Source organism: Pseudomonas monachiensis, assembly GCF_047345015.1.
Lineage (GTDB): Bacteria > Pseudomonadota > Gammaproteobacteria > Pseudomonadales > Pseudomonadaceae > Aquipseudomonas > Aquipseudomonas monachiensis.
The window spans coordinates 4,866,885-4,887,526 of record NZ_CP178857.1 but is presented as its reverse complement, the minus strand read 5'-3'; the positions used below and the strand labels follow the sequence as shown (position 1 = coordinate 4,887,526).

The window sequence follows — 20,642 nt, the reverse complement described above, 5'->3', positions numbered from 1 at the left end:
CGCGTGGGTTCTTGCATCATCCCATAGTGGATGTGCCCAAGGCCTCCAACCGAATTTCGAATTACGAGAAGTGAAACCACGACCATGATGCGCAGCCATTATTGCGGCCAACTGAACGAAAGCCTGGACGGCCAGGAAATTACCCTTTGCGGATGGGTCCACCGTCGCCGTGACCACGGTGGGGTGATTTTCCTCGATATCCGTGATCGTGATGGTCTGGCCCAGGTCGTGTTCGATCCGGATCGCGCTGAAACCTTCGCTGCTGCCGATCGCGTGCGCAGCGAGTACGTCGTGAAGATCACCGGCAAGGTTCGCCTGCGTCCGGCCGGGGCGACCAACGCCAACATGGCGTCGGGCATGATCGAAGTCCTGGGTTACGAGCTGGAAGTGCTGAACGAATCGGAAACCCCGCCGTTCCCGCTGAACGAGTTCTCCGACGTTGGTGAAGAAACCCGCCTGCGCTATCGCTTCCTCGACCTGCGTCGCCCGGAAATGGCCGAGAAGCTGCGTCTGCGTTCACGCATGACCACCAGCATCCGCCGCTTCCTGGACGAGAACGGCTTCCTCGACGTCGAGACGCCGATCCTGACCCGTGCCACCCCGGAAGGCGCGCGCGACTACCTGGTGCCGAGCCGTACTCACGCAGGTTCATTCTTTGCCTTGCCGCAATCGCCACAGCTGTTCAAACAGCTGCTGATGGTGGCCGGCTTCGACCGTTACTACCAGATCGCCAAGTGCTTCCGTGACGAAGACCTGCGGGCCGACCGCCAGCCGGAATTCACCCAGATCGACATCGAGACCAGCTTCCTCGATGAAAAAGAGATCATGGGCCTGACCGAGCAAATGATCCGCAACCTGTTCAAGGAAGTGCTGGGCCTGGAGTTTGGCGAGTTCCCGCACATGACCTTCGAAGAAGCCATGCGCCGCTACGGTTCCGACAAGCCAGACCTGCGTAACCCGCTGGAACTGGTGGACGTTGCCGATCAGCTCAAGGAAGTCGACTTCAAGGTGTTCAGCGGCCCGGCCAACGACCCGAAATGCCGCATCGCCGCCCTGCGCGTGCCTGGCGGCGCGAGCATGCCGCGCAAGCAGATCGACGACTACACCAAGTTTGTCGGCATCTACGGTGCCAAGGGCCTGGCGTACATCAAGGTCAACGAGCGCGCCAATGGCGTTGACGGTCTGCAATCGCCGATCGTGAAGAACATCCCTGAAGCCAACCTCAACGTGATCCTGGATCGTGTTGGTGCAGTTGATGGCGATATCGTGTTCTTCGGCGCCGACAAGGCCAAGATCGTCAGCGAAGCGTTGGGCGCATTGCGCATCAAGCTCGGCCACGACCTGAACCTGCTGACCTGCGAATGGGCTCCGATGTGGGTCGTTGACTTCCCGATGTTCGAAGAGAACGACGACGGCAGCTTCAGCGCCTTGCACCACCCGTTCACCGCGCCGAAGTGCTCCCCGGCGGAGCTGGAAGCCAACCCGGCGGGCGCTTTGTCCCGTGCCTACGACATGGTGTTGAACGGCACCGAGCTGGGTGGCGGTTCGATTCGTATCCATCGCAAAGAAATGCAACAAGCGGTCTTCCGCCTGCTGGGCATCAACGAAGCGGAGCAGGAGGAGAAATTCGGCTTCCTGCTCGACGCCCTGAAGTACGGCGCGCCGCCGCACGGTGGCCTGGCCTTCGGTCTGGACCGTCTGGTGATGCTGATGACCGGCGCCCAGTCGATCCGTGAAGTGATCGCCTTCCCGAAAACCCAGAGCGCGGCAGATGTCATGACTCAGGCACCGGGCCAGGTGGATGCCAAGGCATTGCGCGAATTGCATATTCGTCTGCGCGAAACGCCTAAGGCCGAGTAAGGCCGACCTGAAGGGCGCATCTGTGGATGCGCCCTTTCTGTATAGATAGAGCTGTTCAAGATTTTTGTTTGCCGGCCGGCGCAATGCGGCGTAGCGGGCAATGTTTCAAAGAGAATTCGGAGCGAGTTATGGCAGGTCATTCCAAGTGGGCGAACATCAAGCACCGCAAAGAACGTCAGGATGCCAAAAAAGGCAAGATTTTCACCAAGTGGATTCGTGAGCTGACCGTTGCTGCTCGCCAGGGTGGCGGTGATCCAGGTTCCAATCCGCGTCTGCGCCTGGCGTTGGACAAGGCTCTTGGCGCGAACATGAGTCGCGACATCATCGACCGGGCAGTTGCCCGTGGTGCCGGTGCCGCCGATACCGACGACATGGTCGAGCTGACCTACGAAGGTTATGGTCCGGGTGGTGTCGCGGTGATGGTCGAATGCATGACCGACAACCGTAATCGCACTGCAGCCGCTGTTCGTCACGCGTTCAGCAAATGTGGCGGCAACCTGGGGACTGACGGTTCGGTGGCCTATCTGTTCGAGCGCAAGGGGCAGATCTCCTTCGCTGCCGGCGTTGACGAAGACGCACTGATGGAAGCCGCCATGGAAGCCGACGCCGATGACGTGGTGACCAACGAAGACGGTTCGATCGATGTGTTCACCTCGTTTGCCGGGTTCTATTCCGTGCGTAACGCACTGGAAGCGGCGGGTTTCAAAGGTGACGACGCGGAAATCGTCATGTTGCCGACCACCAGCGCCGAACTCGATCTGGAAGGCGCCGAGAAAGTCCTCAAGCTGATCGACATGCTCGAAGACCTGGACGACGTGCAAAACGTCTACTCTAACGCGGAAATTCCGGAGTCGGTGGCCGCGCAGCTCGGTTGAGGCATCGATAAAGATCGCAGTTTTCACCAGCCTCTGTAGGAGCTGGCGAAGCCTGCGATCTTTTGATTTTTGGCTTTTTATTTAAATGATCGCAGCCTTTGGCAGCTCCTACACGGTTATCCTCCGTTAACCGCGATCTCTTTCTGCAGGCGTTATGACTTTAATTCTTGGTATCGACCCCGGTTCGCGCATCACCGGTTACGGTGTGGTTCGTGATACCGGTCGCGGCTGTGAGTACGTCGCCTCCGGTTGTATCCGCACCGGTGCCGGCGAGCTGCATGAGCGACTGCAGATTGTCTATCGCGGGGTGCGGGAGATCATTCAGACGTACCATCCGGTGACCATGGGGATCGAAAAGGTGTTCATGGCCCGTAACGCCGATTCCGCCCTGAAACTGGGGCAGGCCCGTGGCGCAGCGATTGTGGCAGGCGCCGAGGAAAACCTGGAAATTGCCGAGTACTCCGCAACCCAGGTCAAACAAGCGGTGGTTGGCACTGGTGCTGCTAATAAAGAGCAAGTGCAGATGATGGTCATGCACATGCTGAAATTGACCAGCAAACCCCAGATCGATGCCTCGGACGCCCTGGCTATTGCCATCTGCCACGCTCACACCCGTTCCAGTCTGCTGCCCCATGGGCTGGGAGCTGCACGCAGTCGTGGCGGGCGCCTGCGTCTCTGATAGCATCAGCAATCATTTTCATGGAGTGAGGGCGTTCCGCCTGGGTTGTCGGCGATGCTCCCTCGCTCTATCAGTCGCTGGCCAAGAGCTGGCCAACGCTCAAGGATTTGTAACGTGATTGGACGTTTGCGCGGCACCCTGGCTGAGAAGCAGCCTCCTCATCTGATTCTGGATGTAAATGGCCTGGGCTATGAACTTGAAGTGCCCATGACGACCCTTTACCGCTTGCCGTCGGTCGGTGAGCCGCTAACCTTGCATACCCATTTGGTCGTGCGCGAAGACGCACAGTTACTCTATGGTTTTGTCGGCAAGCGTGAGCGCGACTTTTTTCGCGAATTGATCCGCCTCAACGGCGTCGGGCCGAAACTGGCACTGGCGTTGATGTCGAGCCTGGAAGTCGACGAACTGGTTCGTTGCGTACAGTCCCAGGACACTTCGGCGCTGACCAAGGTCCCGGGCGTCGGCAAGAAAACCGCCGAACGCTTGCTGGTGGAACTCAAGGATCGCTTCAAGGCCTGGGAAACCGTACCGGCCATGTTCGCCCTGGTGCCGAACCAGCCGGATGGACCGGCCCCGGTGAACACTGCCGAGACTGACGCCGTCAGCGCCTTGATTTCCCTGGGCTACAAACCCCAGGAAGCGAGCAAGGCGGTGTCTGCGATCAAGGAGAAAGATTTGAGCAGTGAAGACATGATCCGCCGCGCCTTGAAGGGAATGATCTAAGTGATTGAAGCTGATCGTCTGATCGCTGCCACGCACAGCCCGCGTGAGCGCGAAGAAGTCCAGGACCGCGCCATTCGCCCGGTCAGCCTGGCCGAATACATTGGCCAGCCGACCGTTCGCGAGCAGATGGAGTTGTTCATTCAGGCCGCTCGCGGTCGTAACGAATCCCTGGATCACACGCTGATCTTCGGGCCGCCCGGCCTGGGCAAGACCACCCTCGCCAACATCATCGCCCAGGAAATGGGGGTGTCGATCAAGAGCACCTCGGGGCCGGTGCTGGAGCGCCCTGGTGACCTGGCGGCGTTGTTGACCAACCTTGAACCTCACGATGTGCTGTTTATCGACGAAATCCATCGCCTGTCGCCCATCGTCGAAGAGGTGCTGTACCCGGCCATGGAGGATTTCCAGCTCGACATCATGATCGGTGAGGGGCCGGCCGCGCGTTCGATCAAGCTGGACCTGCCACCGTTCACCCTGGTTGGCGCAACGACGCGGGCGGGGATGCTCACCAACCCGTTGCGTGACCGTTTCGGCATCGTTCAGCGTCTTGAGTTCTACAATACCGCCGACCTGTCGACGATTGTCAGTCGTTCGGCGAGCATCCTCGGTTTGCCGCTGGACCCGGAAGGCGCCTTCGAAATCGCCCGCCGTGCCCGTGGCACGCCGCGCATCGCCAATAGGCTGCTGCGCCGGGTGCGTGATTTCGCCGAAGTTCGCGCCAAGGGGCATATCACCAAGCCGATTGCCGACCTGGCGCTGAACCTGCTGGACGTCGACGAGCGTGGCTTCGATCACCAGGACCGGCGTCTGTTGCTGACCATGATCGAGAAATTCGACGGTGGACCGGTCGGGGTCGACAGCCTGGCCGCAGCCATCAGCGAAGAGCGTCACACCATCGAAGACGTGCTGGAGCCTTACCTGATCCAGCAGGGTTACATCATGCGTACGCCTCGGGGGCGGGTGGTGACGCGGCATGCTTACCTGCATTTCGGTTTAAACATTCCGTCACGATTGGGCGAAATGCCCGTGGTAGACGAGTTTCTCAATGCCGCTGACGATTAATTAACATTGCGTGCTGATTTTTTCGGGCAATGTAGGGTCCCAGGACCGTACTTTCACGAGAAAGCCGCAGAACAATGAAAAACAGTTGCCATGCCGGATTGGCAACCTGAGGAGTAAGCACTAGAGTATGCGCGCGCAAAACGGGCTTGAGCCTTTCGCACATCGTTGTCGCGTTTATTACGAGGACACCGATGCGGGCGGCATCGTGTATTACGTTAATTACCTCAAGTTTATGGAACGGGCTCGAACCGAGCGGCTACGAGATCTGGGCTTTGCCCAATCGCAGCTTGTCGGGGAGGACCTGTTGTTCGTCGTGCATTCCAGCGAAGCGCGCTACCACGCGCCGGCGCGACTGGATGACGAACTGCTGGTAAGCGCCGAGGTAATCGAATTGAACCGTGCCAGCCTGCGCTTCAAACAGCAGGTCAGGCGGGCAACGGATAATGCACTGCTCTGCGAAGGGCAGTTTCTGGTGGCCTGTGTGCGCACTGAAAGTTTGAAACCCCGGGCCATTCCCGAAGCTCTACGAGCGGCCTTTGCCGACGTGAGCGGCGCGGGTACACACTCAAAGCAGGAGATAAAGCGTGGAAGCTAACGTCGTCGACCATTCCTCCATGTGGAGCCTGGTCAGCAATGCCAGTATCGTGGTGCAACTGGTAATGCTGATCCTGGTAGCCGCATCGGTGACCTCGTGGATCATGATCTTTCAGCGCAGCAACCTGCTGCGCGCCGGTCGACGTGCCCTGGAGAGCTTTGAAGAGCGCTTCTGGTCGGGTATCGACCTGTCCAAGCTGTACCGTCAGGCCGGCAGCAATCCGGACCCTGATTCGGGTGTCGAGCAAATCTTCCGTGCCGGTTTCAAGGAATTCTCCCGTCTGCGCCAGCAGTCAGGCGTTGACCCGGAAGCGGTCATGGAAGGTGTGGCCCGTGCCATGCGCGTTGCCATTTCCCGCGAAGAAGAAAAACTCGAGCAGAGCCTGCCTTTCCTGGCCACCGTTGGTTCCGTCAGCCCGTACATCGGTCTGTTCGGTACCGTCTGGGGGATCATGAACTCCTTCCGTGGCCTGGCCACCGCCCAGCAAGCGACCCTGGCCACTGTGGCCCCGGGTATCGCCGAAGCACTGATCGCCACCGCGATCGGTCTGTTCGCTGCCATTCCAGCCGTTATCGCTTACAACCGTTTTGCTGCTCGCAGCGAAACCCTGCTGGGCCGCTACTACACCTTCGCCGACGAGTTCCAGGCGATCCTGCACCGCAAAGTGCACACCAGCGAAGAATAAGCAGGTAATTTCCAATGGCTTTAATCGCTCGAGCTCGCAAAAAGCGCAAGCCGGTCGCCGAGATGAACGTGGTGCCTTACATCGACGTGATGTTGGTGCTGCTGGTCATCTTCATGGTGACCGCTCCGATGCTCAATCAGGGCGTGAAAGTTGATCTGCCCAAGGTTTCCAGTGAAGCCTTGCCGCAGGACAACAACACCCAGGTCCTGACCATTTCCATCAAATCCGACAAGACCTACTACTGGAACCTTGGCAGCGAAGTCGACACCGAAAAACAGCAGGATCGGGCCATGACCCTGCCGCAGATGACTGACGCGGTGACCAAGATCATTCGTGTCGGCAACGAAGGCGGCAAGCGTACCCAGGTCTTCATTCGCGGCGACAAATCCGTCGATTACGGCTCCGTCATGGGCGCGATGGGCGGGTTGCAGAAAGCCGGGGTCGGTAATGTTGGCTTGATTACCGAGGCGCCCTGATGCAGCAACAGCGAGAGCCGTCCGCCTCGGAAAGCTACTTCTGGCCTAGTGTCTGGGCGATTGGCTTGCACGTGCTGGTGTTCGGCATGCTGTTCGTCAGTTTTGCCTTTACCCCGGAACTGCCGCCTGCCAAGCCGATTGTCCAGGCGACCTTGTACCAGCTGAAATCGAAAAGTCGGGCGACCACCCAGACCAATCAGAAGATTGCCGGTGAAGCGCAGAAATCCGCTGCGCGTCAGACCGAAGTCGAGCAGATGGAACAGAAAAAGGTCGAGCAGGAAGCGGTGAAGGCTGCGGAACAAAAGAAAGAAGAGGCGGCTCAAAAGGCCGAAGAAGCCAAGAAGGCCGACGAGGCGAAGAAAGCGGACGAGGCGAAAAAGGCTGACGAAGCCAAGAAAGCCGACGATGCGAAGAAAACCGCGGAAGCCAAGAAGGCAGAAGAGAAACAATTGGCTGATATAGCCAAGAAGAAAGCCGAAGAAGAAGCCAAGAAAGCCGCGGAAGAAGAGGCCAAGAAAGCGGCCGCTGAAGAAGCCAAGAAAAAGATCGTCGAAGACGCGAAGAAGAAAGCCGCGGAAGACGCCAAGAAGAAAGCTGAAGCTGAAGAGGCGAAGAAGAAAGTCGCCGAGGAAGCGAAGAAGAAAGCTGCCGCCGATGCTGCGAAGAAGAAATCGCAGGATGCGGCGCGTAAATCCGCCGAAGACAAAAAGGCCCAGGCCCTGGCAGATTTGCTTTCCGATACGCCGCAGCGTCAGCAGGCCTTGGCCGATGAGCAGGGCGACGAAGTCGCCGGCAGTTTCGATGACCTGATTCGTGCGCGTGCAGCGGAAGGCTGGGCTCGTCCACCTTCGGCACGCAAAGGCATGACGGTCGTGTTGCAAATCGGCATGTTGCCGGACGGTACGGTGACTTCGGTCAGCGTCTCCAAGTCCAGTGGCGACGGTCCGTTTGACGCATCGGCTGTTGCAGCAGTGAAGAATATTGGACGTTTGACAGAAATGCAGGGAATGAAGCCGAGTGATTTCGCTCCGTATCGTTCATTCAAGATGACATTCACACCTGAGGATCTAGCCTTGTGAGAAACCTTCTTCGAGGAATGCTGGTCGTTATCTGCTGCATGGCAGGGATGGCGATGGCAGATGAGAAAAACATTCTGGTTACCAGCGGCAGCGATCGGGCGACCCCGATCGCAGTCGTGCCGTTCGGCTTCCAGGGCGGTAGCGTGCTGCCGGACGACATGGCGGAAATAATCGGTAATGACCTGCGCAACTCGGGTTACTACTCGCCGCTTCCAAAGCAGAACATGATCAGCCAGCCGAGCCAGGCCAGCGAAATCATCTTCCGTGACTTCAAGGCCCTGGGTGCCCAGTACGTCATGGTCGGCAGCATTGTGCCGGCGGGCGGTCGCCTGCAGGTGCAATACGCACTGTTCAACGTGGCCACCGAGCAGCAAGTGCTGACCGGCAGCGTGTCCGGCGGCGTCGATCAGCTGCGCGACATGGCGCACTACATCTCCGACCAGTCGTTCGAAAAACTCACGGGTATCAAGGGTGCCTTCTCGACTCGCCTGCTGTACGTAACGGCCGAGCGTTTCTCCGAGAACAACACTCGCTATACCCTGCAACGGTCGGACTATGACGGTGCTCGCGCCGTGACCCTGCTGCAGTCGCGCGAGCCGATCCTGTCGCCTCGTTTCGCACCGGATGGCAAGCGCATCGCTTATGTCTCCTTCGAGCAGAAGCGCCCACGCATCTTCATGCAGAACATCGACACCGGTCGTCGTGAGCAGATCACCAACTTCGAAGGCCTGAACGGTGCGCCAGCCTGGTCGCCGGATGGCAATCGCCTGGCGTTCGTGCTGTCCAAAGACGGCAACCCGGACATCTATGTGATGAACCTGGGGTCGCGTCAGATCAGCCGCGTTACCAACGGTCCCGGCATCAACACCGAACCGTTCTGGGGCAAGGATGGCTCGACCATCTACTTCACGTCCGACCGCGGCGGCAAACCGCAGATCTACAAGACCAGTGCCGGTGGTGGCGGTGCCGAACGCGTGACTTTCGTCGGTAACTACAATGCCAACCCTAAACTGTCAGCTGATGAAAAGACGCTTGTCATGATTCACCGTCAGGATGGCTTCACCAATTTCAAGGTGGCAGCCCAGGATTTGCAGCGCGGTAGTGTAAAAATCCTCACTGATAGCACTCTGGACGAGTCGCCTACTGTCGCGCCCAACGGCACCATGGTAATCTACGCCACCCGCCAGCAGGGCCGGGGAGTCTTGATGCTCGTGTCCATCAATGGACGCGTAAGGCTCCCGCTTCCTACCGCACAAGGCGAAGTCAGAGAACCTTCCTGGTCCCCTTACCTGAACTGACGCGGCGCTATACGTTGTACTTAACACACTGGGGTTCATTAGGAGTTTCACGATGGAAATGCTGAAGTTTGGTAAATTTGCTGCGCTGGCACTGGCCATGGCTGTAGCTGTAGGTTGCTCGTCCAAAGGCGGCGACAATGCCGGTGAAGGCGCGGTAGATCCAAACGCTGGTTACGGCGCAAACACTGGTGCAGTTGACGGCTCCCTGAGCGAAGAAGCTGCACTGCGCGCTATCACCACTTTCTACTTCGAATACGACAGTTCGGACCTGAAGCCAGAAGCCATGCGCGCTCTGGACGTTCACGCCAAAGACCTGAAAGCAAACGGCGCTCGCGTTGTTCTGGAAGGCAACACCGACGAACGTGGTACTCGTGAGTACAACATGGCACTGGGCGAGCGTCGTGCGAAAGCCGTTCAGCGCTACCTGGTACTGCAAGGTGTTTCCCCAGCTCAGCTGGAACTGGTTTCCTACGGCGAAGAGCGTCCAGTTGCTACCGGCAACGACGAGCAGTCCTGGGCTCAAAACCGTCGCGTCGAACTGCGTAAGTAATTCGTCATGCGAACGTGCCGTCGTGCTGTAACTGTCCTGGCTCTCAGCCTCGCGCCGCTAGCGGTGTGGGCTGCGGTTCCTGTGGTCGATAATGACTCCGGCTATAACACTAGCGGGAGCAGTTATCCGCCTGCAGGTTACGGTACGAACGGCGCCTATGCCGGGGGAGGGGTTTCGGCCCCTGTCTCGGCACAGGGCGAGCTGTTCAACCAACTGCAATCAATGCAGCAACAGATCGAGCGCCAGCAAGGTGCGATCGAGGTTCTGCAAAATGATGTAGCGCGCATGAAGCAGGAAAACCTGGAGCGATACCAGGATCTTGATCGGCGCATAGGAACCGGCGTTGCACCAGCCGCGACTCCTGAAAATTCTTCCACCGGTGGTGATATGAATGCCGCTGGTGCAGCAACAGGTGCGGCAGCAGGCGCAGCCGCCGCTCAAGCACCTGCCGCGGGTAGCGAGCCAGCGGATCCGGCGAAGGAAAAGCTCTATTACGATGCTGCCTTCGACCTGATCAAGGCCAAGGATTTCGACAAGGCCAGCCAGGCTTTTGCCGCTTTCCTGCGCAAATACCCGAACAGCCAGTACGCGGGCAACGCCCAATACTGGTTGGGCGAAGTGAACCTGGCCAAAGGCGATCTGCAAGGCGCGGGTCAGGCATTTGCCAAGGTTTCGCAGCTGTACCCCAAGCACGCCAAAGTGCCGGACTCGCTGTACAAGCTTGCTGATGTAGAGCGTCGCCTGGGTCATACCGACCGGGTCAAAGGCATTCTGCAGCAGGTGGTGTCCCAATATCCGGGCACTTCCGCCGCTCAGCTGGCCCAGCGCGATCTGCAAAAAATGTAAGCTTGCTTGACCCGTTTCAAAGAAACCCGCGCTTGTCGCGGGTTTTTTCGTTAGAATTCACGCCCTTTTTATGAAACACGCTTTTAGGGGCCTGCGCTTTGCCGGGGTTCCTTCAAGTGCCTGACGGAGGCGGACAGCCTGTTTAGCTGTTACGCCCGTGGCGACTATGCAAGACACATTGAGAATCACCGAAGTTTTCTACTCGTTGCAGGGTGAAACGCGGACTGCCGGCCTGCCCACTGTTTTTGTGCGCCTGACCGGTTGCCCCCTGCGTTGCCAATACTGCGACAGCGCCTACGCGTTCACCGGCGGAACCATTCGCACCCTCGACGACATCCTCGAGCAGGTTGCAGGGTTTCGCCCGCGTTATGTCTGCGTCACGGGCGGCGAGCCCCTGGCACAGCCAAACGCCATTCCCTTGCTCAAGCGCTTGTGTGACGCCGGTTACGAAGTGTCACTGGAAACCAGTGGCTCCATCGATATCTCGGCAGTAGATTCCCGGGTCAGTCGCGTTGTCGACCTGAAAACCCCGGGTTCGAAGGAAGCACACCGCAATCGCTATGAAAACATTGAGCTGCTCACGCCCAACGATCAGGTGAAGTTTGTCATCTGCTCGCGGGAGGACTATGACTGGTCCGTTTCCAAGTTGATCCAGTACGGTCTGGACAAGCGCGCCGGCGAAGTCCTGTTCTCGCCAAGTCACCATGATCTCAATGCTCGGGACCTGGCGGACTGGGTGGTGGCGGACAACCTGCCAGTGCGTTTGCAATTGCAGCTGCATAAATATCTATGGAATGACGAGCCGGGGCGCTGAAATGACTGAACAACTCAATACTGCTGAAAAACGTGCGGTCATCCTGCTGTCCGGTGGCCTGGACTCGGCGACCGTCGTGGCCATGGCGCGCGCTGAAGGCTACAGCTGCTACACCATGAGCTTCGATTACGGTCAGCGCTCTCACGCCGAACTGTACGCCGCCGAGCGTGTGGCACGGGACTTGGGTGTGGTCGAGCACAAGGTGATCGGCCTGAACCTGAACGGCATGGGTGGCTCGGCGCTGACTGACCGCAGCATCGATATTCCGGAAGAGTTGGGTGAGGGCATTCCGGTGACTTACGTGCCTGCGCGTAACACGGTGTTTCTGTCCCTGGCCCTGGGCTGGGCAGAAGTGCTCGGCGCACGGGACATCTTCATCGGCGTCAATGCGGTGGATTACTCCGGTTACCCGGACTGCCGTCCCGAGTTCATCGAGTCGTTCGAGCGCATGGCCAACCTGGCAACCAAGGCCGGCGTGGAAGGCAATGGCTTCCGCATTCAGGCACCTCTGCAAAACCTCAGCAAGGCGCAGATCGTCCAGGAGGGCGTGAAGCTTGGCGTGAACTACGGACTGACCGTTTCCTGCTATCAGGCCGACGATAAGGGTCGTGCATGCGGCAAGTGCGACAGCTGCCGACTGCGTGCAGAAGGCTTTGCGGCGGCCGGAATCAGCGATCCAACCCCTTATTTTTGATTTATTTCAAAATAGGTGTTGAATAGTCCTTAAAAATCAGTATTATACGCGCCACCACACAGCGGGTCGTTAGCTCAGTTGGTAGAGCAGTTGGCTTTTAACCAATTGGTCGTAGGTTCGAATCCCACACGACCCACCATTTTTGGCGGTTTAGAAAATCCGGAAGGCCCACGCAAGTGAGGATTTCCGGGTTTTTTTTTGCCCGCGATTCAAGCCCGCTTCGCAGCGCGCTGCTGCGCATGACGCAGGTCAGAATCACCTTTTGCATCCGTCGGATATTCTGTAGCCTTGCGCAGCTTCAACGCTGTCCGTGCCTGATGAATACTCACTTTCCCGGCGGTACCCCGATGGGTCCGGAGCCGGGTGTATACTCGACTTTCGCGCGAATGCGCCTGCAGGTCTTGCGAACATGACGCAAATTTCCGAACGCCTTTTGGTTCAAGCCCACCTCGACGCCAAACAGCCCAAGCCGCTGACCGCCGATGAAGAGGCTTATTACCGTGCTGCCATCGCTGCCGAGCTCAAGGCTCAGGACGCGGTACTGGTGGCCCACTTCTATTGTGACCCTGTCATTCAGGCGCTGGCCGAAGAGACGGGCGGCTGTGTCTCCGACTCGCTGGAGATGGCCCGCTTCGGCAACGCTCATCCGGCCAAGACCGTGGTCGTCGCCGGCGTGAAATTCATGGGTGAGACCGCCAAGATCCTCAACCCGGAAAAACGCGTATTGATGCCGACGCTCGAAGCGACCTGTTCGCTCGACCTGGGTTGCCCGGTGGACGAATTTTCCGCGTTCTGCGATCAACACCCGGAGCGCACGGTGGTGGTGTACGCCAACACTTCCGCTGCGGTAAAGGCCCGAGCGGATTGGGTGGTGACTTCAAGCTGTGCGCTGGAAATCGTCGAAAGCCTGATGGACAACGGCGAGACCATCATCTGGGGCCCGGACAAGCACCTGGGGACCTACATCCAGCGCCAGACCGGTGCCGACATGCTGCTATGGGACGGTGCCTGCATCGTTCACGAAGAGTTCAAATCCAAGCAGCTTGAAGACATGAAGGCGCTGTACCCGGATGCTGCGATTCTGGTGCACCCGGAGTCGCCGACCTCGGTGATCGAATTGGCGGACGCCGTGGGTTCCACCAGTCAGTTGATCGCGGCGGCACAGAGCCTGCCGAACAAGACACTGATCGTCGCGACCGACCGTGGCATCTTCTACAAGATGCAGCAGCTGTGCCCGGACAAGGTCTTTATCGAGGCCCCTACGGCGGGTAACGGCGCGGCGTGCCGCAGTTGTGCACATTGCCCGTGGATGGCCATGAACACCCTTGAGCGCACGCTGAAGGCGTTGAAGGAGGGGGCGAACGAGATCTTTGTCGACCCGGCGCTGATTCCTCAGGCGATCCGGCCGCTCAAGCGCATGCTTGATTTCACCCAGGCGGCACGGATGAAGCTGGCCGGTAACGCCTGATATTTGTCAGGTAAGTCGTAAAAATTGTGGGAGCGAGCCTGCTCGCGATGAGGTCGTGTCAGTCAACATCACTGTTGAATGTCATGCCGCTATCGCGAGCAAGCTCGCTCCCACAGTGGTTTCTGCGTCGGGAAACTATTTGGTCTTCTTCGGAATCCGCACCAGTTCGGTATTGGAGTAGATGTCATGCCAGCTGCGTTTCTGCTTGTCGAACAGCGACCAGAAGAATCCCAGGCCAACACACAGCAGTGAAGCAATCGACACCAAAAAGCGCAGCAGCGCCTGCAAAAGGCTGATGGACGAGCCATCGGCATTCTGCACGCGGATGCACCACACCTGCATGCCCAGGGTCTGACCGGACCAGGTCCAGAATTTGGCGAAGAAGCCGAACAGTACGAATAAAAGAACTGTGGAGAGCAGGGGATCGCCGTCCAGCGCACCCGCTTCGGTCAGGGCGCGCATCCTTTCTTCGCCGATGATCGCCATCTGGATCATCTTGTAGATGCCGCTGGTGACGATCAGCAGGGCTGTGCACAGCAGGAAATCATAGAACATGGCTGCCAGGCGACGACCCAGGCCAGCGGCGGGGAACTCGCCCTGGGGGGTAAGCAGGTGTTTCGACATGGGCAGGCTCTCGGCAAAAAAAGAAGCCATTTTACGGATTTATGCGCACAAAAAAGCCCCTGATGTCAGCATCAGGGGCTTTTTCGTTACAGAAGATTAGGCTTCTGCTTGTACTTCGTCAGCCTGCATGCCTTTCTGGCCCTGCACAGCGATGAAAGTCACTTTCTGGCCTTCTTTCAGGCTTTTGAAGCCGTTGCCCTGGATGGCGCGGAAATGCACGAACAGATCCGGACCGCTTTCAGGAGTGATAAAACCAAAACCTTTCTCGTCGTTAAACCACTTGACGGTACCGCTCTGACGTTGGGACATTTCTTATTTCCTTTGACGCAAAAAATTAATGACAGTCTCCTTCTCATGAAAGAGTACTGGGGCTGGTTGCAGGAGAGTAAGAAGACGTCGAACGGGATGTAGCTAACTTGTAGGCTACTGCCCAGGTCACGATTCCAAGCGACCCATGCAAACACAGTGAACAAACTCTACGCCAACTACGGGAGAAAAAACAAGCCCCGTGAAGGCCCCGGATTTCCTCAGGTTGCTGGCAAAGTCAGTCCACTAGTGGGGCCTTATTCTCTAACCTCGTTCAATTGTTTTCGATCGTTATAAGCAAAGTTCATAATCGAAGCTTAGAGCCAAACATTGCACTGTTTTATGGCGGTTGCGTTACACATTAGTGCACAGTTAACGCAACCGCGTTACTTATAGGAACAGTCAATCAACCACGATAGTAGCGTTGTGGAACAAATGGCATTTTGCTTACAAGCAAAGGCACCTTTTTCCCACGAACGATTGCCCAGACCGGTGTGTCCAGTGCGATGTAGGCGCTGTCGACATAACCCATGGCCAGCGGCCCACCCAGGGTCGGCCCGAAACCACCGCTGCAGACGCTGCCGATGATGTCGCCGGCTTCGTTGACGATCTCGGCGCCTTCACGCACGGGTGTACGTTCCTGTGGTAGCAGACCTACACGTTTACGGTTCACGCCTGCCTGTTGCTGGGCAAATACGGTTTCGGCGCCAGGGAAGCCGCCGGCCCGTGCGCCATCAGCGCGACGTGGCTTGGAGATCGCCCACAGCAGGCTTGCCTCGATCGGGGTGGTGTCGGTGTTCATGTCATGGCCGTACAGGCACAGGCCGGCTTCCAGGCGCAGGGAGTCACGAGCGCCAAGGCCGATGGCGGCCACTTCCGGTTCGGCCAGCAGGGCACGAGCCAGGGCTTCGGCGTTGGCGGCGGGTACGGAAATTTCATAGCCGTCTTCACCGGTGTAACCCGAACGGCTGACAAAGCAGTCCACGCCCAGCAGTTTCACGCGGGCGAACTGCATGAAGGTCATCTTTGCCACTTCCGGCGCCAGACGCGCCAGTACAGTGACTGCCGCCGGGCCTTGCAGGGCGAGCAGGGCACGCTCTTCGAACAGCGGCTCGATGCTGCACTGGTCGCCGATGTGCTTGCGAAGGTGGGCCAGGTCCTGATCCTTGCAGGCGGCGTTGACCACCAGGAACAGTTCGTCGTTACCCAGGTTGGCGACCATCAGGTCGTCGAGGATGCCGCCGGTCTCGTTAGTGAACATGGCGTAACGCTGCATGCCCACTGGCAGGTCGATGATGTCCACCGGCACCAGGCTTTCCAGGGCTTTGGCGGCATTGGCGCCGGTCAGGCGGATCTGGCCCATGTGCGAGACATCGAACAGCCCGGCCTGGTCGCGGGTGTGCTGGTGTTCTTTCATCACGCCCAGCGGGTACTGCACGGGCATGTCGTAGCCGGCGAAGGGCACCATGCGGGCGCCGAGTTCAATGTGCAGTGCGTGCAACGGAGTTTTCAACAGTTGTTCGGTGGACATATTCAGCTCCTGAAGAAGGGTGCAGATGAGCGCGCATCAGCACTCGATAATGTTGACCGCCAAACCGCCACGGGCGGTTTCCTTGTATTTGCTTTTCATGTCGGCGCCGGTCTGGCGCATGGTGCGGATGACCTTGTCGAGGGAGACGAAGTGTTGTCCGTCGCCGCGCAGAGCCATGCGCACGGCATTGATAGCCTTGACCGAACCCATGGCGTTGCGCTCGATGCAAGGCACTTGCACCAGCCCGCCAATCGGGTCGCAGGTCAGTCCGAGGTTGTGTTCCATGCCGATTTCCGCGGCGTTTTCCACTTGTTGCACAGTGCCGCCAAGCACTTCGCACAAGGCGCCGGCGGCCATCGAGCAGGCGACGCCGACTTCACCCTGACAGCCGACTTCGGCGCCGGAGATGGAGGCGTTTTCCTTATACAGAATGCCGATGGCCGCGGCGGTCAGCAGGAATCGCACCACGCCGTCGTCATTGGCGCCGGGGATAAAGCGCATGTAGTAGTGCAATACCGCTGGAATGATCCCCGCCGCACCGTTGGTGGGCGCCGTTACGACGCGCCCGCCGTTGGCGTTCTCCTCGTTGACCGCCAGGGCGTAGAGGTTGACCCAGTCCAGCACCGACAACGGGTCGCGCAACGACGATTCCGGGTTCTTGCACAACTGCCGATGCAGCGCGGCGGCCCGGCGCTTGACCTTCAAACCGCCGGGCAGGATGCCTTCATTGCGGCATCCGGCGGCGACGCAGTCCTGCATCACTTGCCAGATTTTCAGCAGGCCGGCGCGGGTTTCCGCTTCCGGGCGCCAGGCGCTTTCGTTGGTCAGCATCACCTGGCTGATCGACAGCCCGTATTTGACGCAATGACCGAGAAGATCCTTGGCACTCTTGAACGGAAAGGTCAGGGGGGTGGCGTCTTCGACGATGCGGTCGGCGCCGGCGGCGTCCTCATCGACCACAAAACCGCCGCCGACCGAGTAGTACTCGCGGCTGCGGATCTGCAGGCCCGCTGCGTCGAAGGCGCGAAAAATCATGCCGTTGGGGTGATAGGGCAACGGTTTGCGAATCATCGCCAGGTGTTCTTTCTCGTTGAACGCAATGCTGTGTTCACCGAGCAGGTTCAAGCGGCCGTTGCTGCGAATCTCTTGCAGGCGCGCAGCGACGGTTTCTGTATCCACGGTGTCCGGGTGTTCGCCTTCCAGGCCCAGCAGCACAGCCTTGTCACTGCCGTGGCCTTTGCCGGTGGCACCGAGCGAGCCGTACAGCTCGACTTTGACGCAGGTGGTGGCCGTCAGCAGCCCTTCACGGCGCAGGCCTTCGGCGAAACGCACAGCGGCGCGCATCGGGCCGACGGTGTGGGAGCTTGAGGGGCCGATGCCAATCTTGAACAGGTCGAACACGCTTAACGACATGGTGGTTCTCCGGTTTCTTGTTATAGGCGTATCACGGGAGATGCTTTGCGTAGGAGCTGCCGCAGGCTGCGATCTTTTGATCCTGTTTTTTCAAGATCAAGATCAAAAGATCGCAGCCTGCGGCAGCTCCTACAGGAGGTTTGCGGTGTTCTTGAGTGGGGCGGATCAATCCGCCCCCTCATTCGTTTAAGCGTAGCTTTCGATCGACGGGCAGGCGCAGACCAGATTGCGGTCGCCAAACACGTTGTCGACGCGACCGACCGGCGGCCAGTACTTGCCTTCGATCAGCGACGCAACCGGGTACACCGCTTGCTCACGGCTGTACGGGTGCGACCACTCGCCCACCAGCTCCTTGGCGGTGTGCGGCGCGTTTTTCAGCGGGTTGTCGTCCTTGTCCAGGGTGCCGTTTTCCACTGCGCGGATTTCTTCGCGGATGCGGATCATGGCGTCGCAGAAGCGGTCCAGTTCTTCCTTGGATTCACTTTCGGTCGGTTCGATCATCAACGTGCCGGCCACCGGGAACGACATGGTCGGTGCGTGGAAGCCGAAGTCGATCAGGCGCTTGGCGACGTCATCGACGCTGATGCCGCTGCTGTCTTTCAGTGGACGCAGGTCGAGGATGCACTCGTGCGCCACCAGGCCATTGCTGCCGGTGTACAGAACCGGGTAGTGCTCTTCGAGGCGACGGGAGATGTAGTTGGCATTGAGGATCGCCAGCTGCGAAGCACGCTTGAGGCCCGCGCCACCCATCATACGAATGTACATCCAGGTGATCGGCAGGATGCTCGCGCTGCCGAACGGTGCCGCGCAAACGGCGCCTTCCTTGCGCTCCATCTGGGCGTGGCCTGGCAGGAAGGGTGCCAGGTGCGATTTCACGCCGATCGGGCCGACGCCCGGGCCGCCACCGCCGTGTGGAATGCAGAAGGTCTTGTGCAGGTTCAGGTGCGATACGTCGCCGCCGAACTTGCCCGGCGCGCAGAGGCCGACCATGGCGTTCATGTTGGCGCCGTCAATGTACACCTGGCCGCCGTTGTCATGAACGATGCCGCAGATTTCGCGGATGCCTTCTTCGAACACGCCGTGGGTGGACGGGTAGGTGATCATCAGTGCGGCGAGGTGTTCGCGGTGCTCGATCGCCTTGGCGCGCAGGTCTTCGATGTCGACGTTGCCACGGGCATCGCAGGCGGTGACGACCACGCGCATGCCGGCCATCTGTGCGGTGGCCGGGTTGGTGCCGTGGGCCGACGACGGGATCAGGCAGATGTCGCGACGGTCTTCGCCACGGCTCTGGTGGTAGGCGCGGATCGCCAGCAGACCTGCGTATTCACCCTGGGAGCCGGCGTTCGGTTGCAAGGATACCGAGTCGTAGCCGGTGGCAGCGCAAAGCATCGCTTCCAGCTCGTCGGTCAATTGCTGGTAGCCGGCGCTTTGCTCGGCCGGGGCGAACGGGTGCAGGGCGCCGAATTCGGCCCAGGTCACCGGGATCATTTCGCTGGCGGCGTTGAGTTTCATGGTGCACGAACCCAGCGGGATCATGGTGCGGTCCAGCGCCAGGTCCTTGTCCGCCAGTTTGCGCAGGTAGCGCATCAGCTCGGTTTCCGAGTGATAGCGGTTGAACACCGGGTGGCTGAGAATCGGCGACTGACGCACCAGCGCGGCCGGAATGGTGCTGGTGACCGAGGCGGCGAGGGCGGCGAAGTCCGGCAGGGCCTTGCCGTCGGACAGCAGGCTCCACAGGGTTTCAACGTCGGCCTGGGTGGTGGTTTCGTCCAGGGACAGGCCCAGGCGTTCGCCATCGACCACGCGCAGGTTGATGCGCTGGGCGTGTGCCTTGTCGTGCAGGGCGGTGGTTTGCGCGCCGGTCTTCACGGTCAGGGTGTCGAAGAAGCTCGCTTGCTCGACGCTCAGGCCCAGTGCGCTCAAGCCTTTGGCCAGGATTGCGGTCAGGTGATGTACGCGGTTGGCGATCTGCGTCAGGCCTTTCGGACCGTGGTACACGGCGTACATGCTGGCGATGTTGGCCAACAGCACTTGCGCGGTGCAGATGTTCGACGTGGCTTTCTCGCGACGGATGTGTTGCTCGCGGGTCTGCATGGCCAGGCGCAGGGCCGGGTTGCCGAAACGGTCTACGGAAACACCGACAAGTCGGCCCGGCATGTCACGCTTGAATGCGTCCTTGGTGGAGAAGTAAGCCGCGTGCGGGCCACCGAAGCCCAGTGGCACGCCGAAGCGCTGTGCGCTGCCGATAGCCACATCGGCGCCGAATTCGCCCGGTGCGGTCAGCACGGTCAGGGCCAGCAGGTCGGCAGCCACGGCAACGAGGGCGTTGGCGGCGTGGAAGCGTTCGGTCAGCTCGCGGTAATCGAACACGTCACCGTTGCTCGCCGGGTATTGCAGCAGCGCGCCGAAGAATGGCGTTACGTCAGTCAGTTCGCGCTCGTCGCCAACCACCACGTCGATGCCCAAAGGCTCGGCACGGGTGCGCAGTACGTCGAGGGTTTGCGGGTGGCAATGCACGGAGGCGAAGAATGCGTGGCTGCCCTTGTTCTTGCTCAGGCGCTTGCAGAAGGTCATGGCTTCGGCCGCGGCGGTGGCTTCGTCCAGCAACGAGGCGTTGGCGATCGGCAGGCCGGTGAGGTCGCTGATCAGCGTCTGGAAGTTCAGCAGCGCTTCGAGACGGCCTTGGGAGATTTCTGGCTGATACGGGGTGTAGGCGGTGTACCAGGCCGGGTTTTCCAGCAAGTTGCGCAGGATCGGCGACGGCGTGTGGGTGCCGTAGTAACCTTGGCCGATGAAGGTCTTGAACAACTGGTTTTTAGTCGCGATGGACTTGATCAAGGCCAGGGCATCGGCTTCGCTCAAGCCGTCTTCCAGGCCGAGGACGCTGGTGCCCTTGATGCTGTCGGGAATCACGCTGGCGCTCAGGGCTTCCAGGGAGTCGAAACCGAGGCTGTTGAGCATGGCTTGCTCGTCACCGGCGCGCGGGCCGATGTGACGTGCGATGAATTCGTTGGCGGTACTTATGTTTACAACGGCAGGATTAATCTGGGTCATGTCAGTGCTC

At 59.4% G+C, this 20,642-nt stretch carries 20 protein-coding genes and 1 tRNA gene; 16 read left to right on the top strand and 5 right to left on the bottom strand.

Annotated features, from left to right (window positions below):
- Positions 1 to 84: 84 nt before the first annotated feature.
- From aspS to nadA, 16 genes are all read left to right on the top strand, one after another.
- Positions 85 to 1,860 (top strand): aspartate--tRNA ligase, encoded by a 1,776-nt coding sequence (gene aspS / locus ACMDB8_RS21855; protein WP_223541137.1) that lies wholly within the window; start codon positions 85 to 87, stop codon positions 1,858 to 1,860.
- A 128-nt stretch (positions 1,861 to 1,988) separates the two neighbouring features.
- Positions 1,989 to 2,735 (top strand): YebC/PmpR family DNA-binding transcriptional regulator, encoded by a 747-nt coding sequence (locus ACMDB8_RS21850; protein ID WP_056726044.1) that lies wholly within the window; start codon positions 1,989 to 1,991, stop codon positions 2,733 to 2,735.
- A 154-nt stretch (positions 2,736 to 2,889) separates the two neighbouring features.
- Positions 2,890 to 3,414, top strand: a complete 525-nt coding sequence (ruvC, locus tag ACMDB8_RS21845; RefSeq protein WP_046042207.1) for a crossover junction endodeoxyribonuclease RuvC — start codon at positions 2,890 to 2,892, stop codon at positions 3,412 to 3,414.
- A 114-nt stretch (positions 3,415 to 3,528) separates the two neighbouring features.
- Positions 3,529 to 4,137 (top strand): Holliday junction branch migration protein RuvA, encoded by a 609-nt coding sequence (gene ruvA, locus ACMDB8_RS21840; protein WP_008052450.1) that lies wholly within the window; start codon positions 3,529 to 3,531, stop codon positions 4,135 to 4,137.
- Positions 4,138 to 5,199 carry a Holliday junction branch migration DNA helicase RuvB gene (gene ruvB, locus ACMDB8_RS21835; RefSeq protein ID WP_056726040.1) on the top strand — a complete coding sequence of 354 codons (1,062 nt, stop codon included), beginning with the start codon at positions 4,138 to 4,140 and terminating at the stop codon, positions 5,197 to 5,199.
- Between the two features lie 127 nt (positions 5,200 to 5,326).
- Positions 5,327 to 5,794, top strand: a complete 468-nt coding sequence (gene ybgC / locus ACMDB8_RS21830; protein WP_056726038.1) for a tol-pal system-associated acyl-CoA thioesterase — start codon at positions 5,327 to 5,329, stop codon at positions 5,792 to 5,794.
- Positions 5,784 to 6,479 (top strand): protein TolQ, encoded by a 696-nt coding sequence (gene tolQ, locus ACMDB8_RS21825; protein WP_007897030.1) that lies wholly within the window; start codon positions 5,784 to 5,786, stop codon positions 6,477 to 6,479. Before ybgC ends, tolQ begins: the two co-directional genes overlap by 11 nt.
- Positions 6,480 to 6,502: 23 nt before the next feature.
- On the top strand, positions 6,503 to 6,955 hold the full coding sequence (gene tolR / locus ACMDB8_RS21820; protein ID WP_162135951.1) for a protein TolR: 453 nt from the start codon (positions 6,503 to 6,505) through the stop codon (positions 6,953 to 6,955).
- Entirely contained in the window at positions 6,955 to 8,034 is a 1,080-nt protein-coding gene (gene tolA, locus ACMDB8_RS21815) for a cell envelope integrity protein TolA (RefSeq protein WP_056726036.1), read from the top strand. Before tolR ends, tolA begins: the two co-directional genes overlap by 1 nt.
- A gap of 17 nt (positions 8,035 to 8,051) precedes the next feature.
- On the top strand, positions 8,052 to 9,332 hold the full coding sequence (gene tolB, locus ACMDB8_RS21810) for a Tol-Pal system beta propeller repeat protein TolB (protein ID WP_167362903.1): 1,281 nt from the start codon (positions 8,052 to 8,054) through the stop codon (positions 9,330 to 9,332).
- 52 nt (positions 9,333 to 9,384) lie between these two features.
- Entirely contained in the window at positions 9,385 to 9,882 is a 498-nt protein-coding gene (gene pal / locus ACMDB8_RS21805; protein ID WP_003178634.1) for a peptidoglycan-associated lipoprotein Pal, read from the top strand.
- Between the two features lie 6 nt (positions 9,883 to 9,888).
- Positions 9,889 to 10,728, top strand: coding sequence for a tol-pal system protein YbgF (gene ybgF / locus ACMDB8_RS21800; RefSeq protein ID WP_056726035.1), 840 nt, complete (start codon positions 9,889 to 9,891; stop codon positions 10,726 to 10,728).
- A gap of 166 nt (positions 10,729 to 10,894) precedes the next feature.
- Positions 10,895 to 11,542, top strand: coding sequence for a 7-carboxy-7-deazaguanine synthase QueE (gene queE / locus ACMDB8_RS21795; RefSeq protein WP_056726033.1), 648 nt, complete (start codon positions 10,895 to 10,897; stop codon positions 11,540 to 11,542).
- A gap of 1 nt (position 11,543) precedes the next feature.
- A complete protein-coding gene (queC, locus tag ACMDB8_RS21790) occupies positions 11,544 to 12,236 on the top strand; it encodes a 7-cyano-7-deazaguanine synthase QueC (RefSeq protein ID WP_409078381.1) in 693 nt (230 codons plus the stop codon).
- Positions 12,237 to 12,299: 63 nt separating this feature from the next.
- Positions 12,300 to 12,375: transfer RNA gene (locus ACMDB8_RS21785), tRNA-Lys, on the top strand.
- 270 nt (positions 12,376 to 12,645) lie between these two features.
- The gene (gene nadA / locus ACMDB8_RS21780) at positions 12,646 to 13,704 is read left to right on the top strand and encodes a quinolinate synthase NadA (protein WP_007995624.1); all 1,059 of its coding nucleotides are present in this window, start codon (positions 12,646 to 12,648) and stop codon (positions 13,702 to 13,704) included.
- Positions 13,705 to 13,839: 135 nt separating this feature from the next.
- Here the strand turns inward: nadA and ACMDB8_RS21775 are convergent, their stop codons facing one another.
- The 5 genes from ACMDB8_RS21775 to gcvP form a co-directional block, all read right to left on the bottom strand.
- Positions 13,840 to 14,328 carry an RDD family protein gene (locus ACMDB8_RS21775; protein ID WP_409078380.1) on the bottom strand — a complete coding sequence of 163 codons (489 nt, stop codon included), beginning with the start codon at positions 14,326 to 14,328 and terminating at the stop codon, positions 13,840 to 13,842.
- Positions 14,329 to 14,424: 96 nt separating this feature from the next.
- Positions 14,425 to 14,637, bottom strand: a complete 213-nt coding sequence (locus ACMDB8_RS21770; protein WP_007977299.1) for a cold-shock protein — start codon at positions 14,635 to 14,637, stop codon at positions 14,425 to 14,427.
- Between the two features lie 403 nt (positions 14,638 to 15,040).
- A complete protein-coding gene (gene gcvT / locus ACMDB8_RS21765) occupies positions 15,041 to 16,165 on the bottom strand; it encodes a glycine cleavage system aminomethyltransferase GcvT (protein ID WP_056726013.1) in 1,125 nt (374 codons plus the stop codon).
- 36 nt (positions 16,166 to 16,201) lie between these two features.
- On the bottom strand, positions 16,202 to 17,578 hold the full coding sequence (locus ACMDB8_RS21760) for an L-serine ammonia-lyase (RefSeq protein ID WP_056726010.1): 1,377 nt from the start codon (positions 17,576 to 17,578) through the stop codon (positions 16,202 to 16,204).
- 186 nt (positions 17,579 to 17,764) lie between these two features.
- The gene (gcvP, locus tag ACMDB8_RS21755) at positions 17,765 to 20,632 is read right to left on the bottom strand and encodes an aminomethyl-transferring glycine dehydrogenase (protein ID WP_409078379.1); all 2,868 of its coding nucleotides are present in this window, start codon (positions 20,630 to 20,632) and stop codon (positions 17,765 to 17,767) included.
- Between the last annotated feature and the right edge of the window lie 10 nt (positions 20,633 to 20,642).

Excerpts from the sequence above, each read along its gene's own strand:
- aspS (WP_223541137.1), top strand. The coding sequence starts at position 85 with ATGATGCGCAGCCATTATTGCGGCCAACTGAACGAAAGCCTGGACGGC.
- ACMDB8_RS21850 (WP_056726044.1), top strand. The coding sequence starts at position 1,989 with ATGGCAGGTCATTCCAAGTGGGCGAACATCAAGCACCGCAAAGAACGT.
- ruvC (WP_046042207.1), top strand. The coding sequence starts at position 2,890 with ATGACTTTAATTCTTGGTATCGACCCCGGTTCGCGCATCACCGGTTAC.
- ybgC (WP_056726038.1), top strand. The coding sequence starts at position 5,327 with ATGCGCGCGCAAAACGGGCTTGAGCCTTTCGCACATCGTTGTCGCGTT.
- tolA (WP_056726036.1), top strand. The coding sequence starts at position 6,955 with ATGCAGCAACAGCGAGAGCCGTCCGCCTCGGAAAGCTACTTCTGGCCT.
- tolB (WP_167362903.1), top strand. The coding sequence starts at position 8,052 with ATGCTGGTCGTTATCTGCTGCATGGCAGGGATGGCGATGGCAGATGAG.
- pal (WP_003178634.1), top strand. The coding sequence starts at position 9,385 with ATGGAAATGCTGAAGTTTGGTAAATTTGCTGCGCTGGCACTGGCCATG.
- ybgF (WP_056726035.1), top strand. The coding sequence starts at position 9,889 with ATGCGAACGTGCCGTCGTGCTGTAACTGTCCTGGCTCTCAGCCTCGCG.
- queE (WP_056726033.1), top strand. The coding sequence starts at position 10,895 with ATGCAAGACACATTGAGAATCACCGAAGTTTTCTACTCGTTGCAGGGT.
- queC (WP_409078381.1), top strand. The coding sequence starts at position 11,544 with ATGACTGAACAACTCAATACTGCTGAAAAACGTGCGGTCATCCTGCTG.
- nadA (WP_007995624.1), top strand. The coding sequence starts at position 12,646 with ATGACGCAAATTTCCGAACGCCTTTTGGTTCAAGCCCACCTCGACGCC.
- ACMDB8_RS21775 (WP_409078380.1), bottom strand. The coding sequence starts at position 14,328 with ATGTCGAAACACCTGCTTACCCCCCAGGGCGAGTTCCCCGCCGCTGGC.
- ACMDB8_RS21770 (WP_007977299.1), bottom strand. The coding sequence starts at position 14,637 with ATGTCCCAACGTCAGAGCGGTACCGTCAAGTGGTTTAACGACGAGAAA.
- gcvT (WP_056726013.1), bottom strand. The coding sequence starts at position 16,165 with ATGTCCACCGAACAACTGTTGAAAACTCCGTTGCACGCACTGCACATT.
- ACMDB8_RS21760 (WP_056726010.1), bottom strand. The coding sequence starts at position 17,578 with ATGTCGTTAAGCGTGTTCGACCTGTTCAAGATTGGCATCGGCCCCTCA.
- gcvP (WP_409078379.1), bottom strand. The coding sequence starts at position 20,632 with ATGACCCAGATTAATCCTGCCGTTGTAAACATAAGTACCGCCAACGAA.